The sequence below is a fragment of the Streptomyces sp. NPDC057654 genome, from assembly GCF_042800135.1.
GTDB lineage: Bacteria > Actinomycetota > Actinomycetes > Streptomycetales > Streptomycetaceae > Streptomyces.
In genome coordinates this window covers 1-3,144 of the sequence record NZ_JBHVHQ010000949.1, presented here as the reverse complement: position 1 = coordinate 3,144, position 3,144 = coordinate 1, and the positions used below count along the sequence as shown (strand labels likewise).

Annotated in this window: 2 protein-coding genes and 1 pseudogene; all 3 read right to left on the bottom strand. The window is 71.8% G+C overall.

Annotation, left to right across the window (positions count from 1 at the left end):
• The coding region (locus ACFU99_RS38740; protein ID WP_384401936.1) for a helix-turn-helix domain-containing protein at window positions 1–195 on the bottom strand (195 nt) is incomplete at its 3' end.
• Window positions 196–612: 417 nt separating this feature from the next.
• Window positions 613–2,211, bottom strand: coding sequence for an ABC-F family ATP-binding cassette domain-containing protein (locus ACFU99_RS38735; RefSeq protein ID WP_384401934.1), 1,599 nt, complete (start codon window positions 2,209–2,211; stop codon window positions 613–615).
• Between the two features lie 188 nt (window positions 2,212–2,399).
• Window positions 2,400–3,144: pseudogene (locus tag ACFU99_RS38730) on the bottom strand (hypothetical protein); the annotation flags it as partial.

The window sequence follows — 3,144 nt, the reverse complement described above, 5'->3', positions numbered from 1 at the left end:
CGTCGCTCCTCCGCGGCCACGCAGGGTTACGCCCGATTCGCTGAGCATCCGGTGGACGAACCCATAGGAACGGCCGGTTTCCTCGGCCAGCGCCCGAATGCTCGCACCGGAGTCGTACTTCTTCTTCAGGTCTGCCGCGAGCTTCTCGCGCGCGGCGCCGGTAACCCGGCTGCCCTTCTTCAGAGTCTCGGCCACCCGTGCCTCCTCGTGGGAAGTGCGCTCTGGACTCTCATGATCACCCCTCCACGCCGTCCTGGCCACCCATTCGGCAAGGTAGGTGGGAGGGGTTTTCCCGGCGTTGAGGGGCCGACAGCCCCCGGAACACGGGATTCCGAGTCGATCCGACCGTACGGCCGTCCGGGTTGCCGAGCGAAGCGGCAGGTCAGGCCCGGCGGGGGCGCGGGCGGTGCCGGAGCGCCCGGCGGGACGCACAGGGCGCACGCCGGGGCGCTCAGCCACGCTGCGGTACGAGCCGCACTCACTCAGATGATGGATCACGCGTCGGCCGAATGATCCAGTCGGCACTGATCACCTCACGTCACCGCAAGCGGATCGGCCCGCACCCCGAGGGGTACGGGCCGATCACGGCATTCGGTTACGTTCTGTGTCCCATCAGGCCAGGGCGACCAGATCCAGATAGTCGGCGCCCCACAGGTCCTCGACGCCGTCCGGGAGCAGGATGATGCGCTCCGGCTGGAGCGCGTCCACCGCGCCCTCGTCGTGCGTCACCATCACGACCGCGCCCTTGTACGTGCGCAGCGCGCCGAGGATCTCCTGGCGGCTGGCGGGGTCGAGGTTGTTGGTGGGCTCGTCGAGGAGGAGCACGTTGGCTGAGGAGACGACGAGGGTGGCCAGCGCCAGCCGGGTCTTCTCGCCGCCGGAGAGCACCCCGGCCGGCTTGTCGACGTCGTCGCCGGAGAAGAGGAACGAGCCGAGCGTCTTGCGGACCGCGACGAGGTCGAGGTCGGGGGCGGCGGAGCGCATGTTCTCCAGGACCGTGCGGTCCGGGTCGAGCGTCTCGTGCTCCTGCGCGTAGTAGCCGAGCTTGAGGCCGTGGCCGGGCGTGACCTGACCGGTGTCGGGCTCCTCGGCCCCGGCGAGCAGCCGCAGCAGCGTGGTCTTGCCCGCGCCGTTGAGGCCGAGGATGACCACCCGCGAGCCCTTGTCGATGGCCAGGTCCACGTCGGTGAAGATCTCCAGCGATCCGTACGACTTGGACAGGCCCTCGGCGGTGAGCGGGGTCTTGCCGCAGGGCGCGGGGTCGGGGAAGCGCAGCTTGGCGACCTTGTCGGCGGCGCGCACGTCCTCCAGCCCGGCGAGCAGCCGCTCGGCCCGCTTGGCCATGTTCTGCGCGGCGACGGTCTTCGTCGCCTTGGCGCGCATCTTGTCGGCCTGCGAGTTGAGGGCGGACGCCTTCTTCTCGGCGTTCTGCCGCTCGCGCTTGCGGCGCTTCTCGTCGGCCTCGCGCTGCTGCTGGTACAGCTTCCAGTTCATGTTGTAGATGTCGATCTGGGACCGGTTGGCGTCGAGGTAGAAGACCTTGTTGACGACGGTCTCCATCAGCTCGACGTCGTGGGAGATGACGATGAAGCCGCCGCGGTAGGTCTTGAGGTAGTCGCGCAGCCAGACGATGGAGTCGGCGTCGAGGTGGTTGGTCGGCTCGTCGAGGAGCAGGGTGTCGGCGTCCGAGAAGAGGATGCGGGCCAGCTCGACGCGGCGGCGCTGGCCGCCGGAGAGGGTGTGCAGCGGCTGGCCGAGGACCCGGTCGGGCAGGCCGAGGCTGGCGGCGATGGTCGCGGCCTCCGCCTCGGCCGCGTACCCGCCCTTGGTCAGGAACTCCGTCTCCAGGCGCTCGTACTTCTTCATCGCCTTCTCGCGCGTGGCCCCCTGCCCGTTGGCCATGCGGTCCTCGTTCTCCCGCATCTTGCGGAGCACGGAGTCCAGGCCGCGGGCCGAGAGGATGCGGTCGCGGGCGAGGACGTCGAGGTCGCCGGTGCGCGGGTCCTGCGGCAGATAGCCGACCTCACCGGAGCTGGTGATGGTGCCGGCGGCGGGCTGGCCCTCGCCCGCGAGGCACTTGGTGAGGGTGGTCTTGCCCGCTCCGTTGCGGCCGACGAGGCCGATGCGGTCGCCCTTGGCGATGCGGAAGGAGGCGGACTCGATGAGGACGCGTGCTCCGGCACGCAGCTCGACGCCTGAAGCGGTGATCACGGTATTGCTCCTGAGCAGGATGGACGGCGGGAAGGACGGTCGAGGTCTGTCTGACGCCGTCTAATGCACAAGGAGGAAAGCCATACGGACCAGTCTAACGGTGGCTCGCAACTGGATTACCGCGGCGGCCGGGGAGGGCCCGCGGCGCGCACGGCCCCGGCACGGCCGTACGCGCGCCGGGGCCCGGCTCAGACTCCGCCGGTGTGCACCTGGAACGCGGCCCGGCGCACCGCCTTGGCGAGCGCCGGGTCGGGGTGGGCGGCGGCCAGCGCGACCAGGACCTGCACGGTGCGGGGGTGGCCGACCGCCCGTACCTCCTCCAGCAGCGCGGGCACGGTGCCCTGCACGGCGGAGTCGAGGTGGCGGACCAGCAGCCGGCTCTCGCCGTGGTCGGCGACGGCCGCGGCGGTGTCGACCCACAGCCAGGTGGCTTCCTCGCGGGTCAGCACGGTCAGCGTGTTCTCCGGGTCGCCGCCCTCCTGCTCGGCCAGCCACAGCAGGGCGTACGGGCGCAGGACGGCCTCTGCGGAGGCGCCGCGGACGGCGGGCTCGGCGGGGCCGCCGACCGCGCGCAGGGCCTCGAAGGCAAGGCCGCGCAGCAGGGCGTCGTCGCCGCGGGCGGCGTCGAGGAGTTCGGTGACGGCGCTGCCGACGGGGCGGGCGGCGAGCCAGGCGCGGTATTCGGCGCGGGCCGGGCCGGGGGTGAGGTCGGCGCAGCCGCGCAGCATGTCCTCGGCGGACAGTTCGATGTTGCCCGCGGGGCTCTGGGCGGCGACGCAGATCTGTTCCAGCTTGACCCACACCGCCCAGTTGCCGAGCGGCGTCAGCGTCGCGACGCGCGTATCGGCGTAGGCGGTGCCCGGCCGGGCGGCGGTGTCGGCGGCGTCCGCCGGGGTGCCCTCGCGGACGACGAGCGCGCCGACGGAGGCGAGG